Origin of the sequence: Halalkalibacter lacteus (assembly GCF_036663595.1) — a bacterium.
GTDB lineage: Bacteria > Bacillota > Bacilli > Bacillales > Bacillaceae_D > Halalkalibacter > Halalkalibacter lacteus.
This window is the reverse complement of sequence record NZ_JAWRVL010000274.1, coordinates 1-263: the sequence shown is the minus strand read 5'-3', so window position 1 is coordinate 263 and position 263 is coordinate 1. Positions and strand designations below refer to the sequence as shown.

At 62.0% G+C, this 263-nt stretch carries 1 protein-coding gene; it reads right to left on the bottom strand.

What is annotated here, in order from left to right:
- Positions 1-263: hypothetical protein (locus SAZ04_RS22335; protein WP_332699840.1), on the bottom strand; the 263-nt coding region annotated here is incomplete at both ends.

Below are 263 nucleotides of genomic sequence, written 5' to 3'. Positions count from 1 at the left end.
TGGTGAAATGCCCGCCTTCGGTCCAGGCGCCGACATAGAGCCCCGCGCCCCACTGGGTCACGGAGTTCCGCGTGAACAGGTTGCCGGTGATCCTCAGGGTCTTGCCGAAAACATAGATGGCGCCGCCGTGCGAGGCGTTCGGCTCAGTTCCCGCATTGTTGTCGATGAGATTGCGCTCGATCGCGACCGCATTCTTTTGCGTGGTGTCGTTCAGAAATCCCGCGCCGCCGCGGCCGCAGGAGTTGTTTCTGAAGACGTTGGCT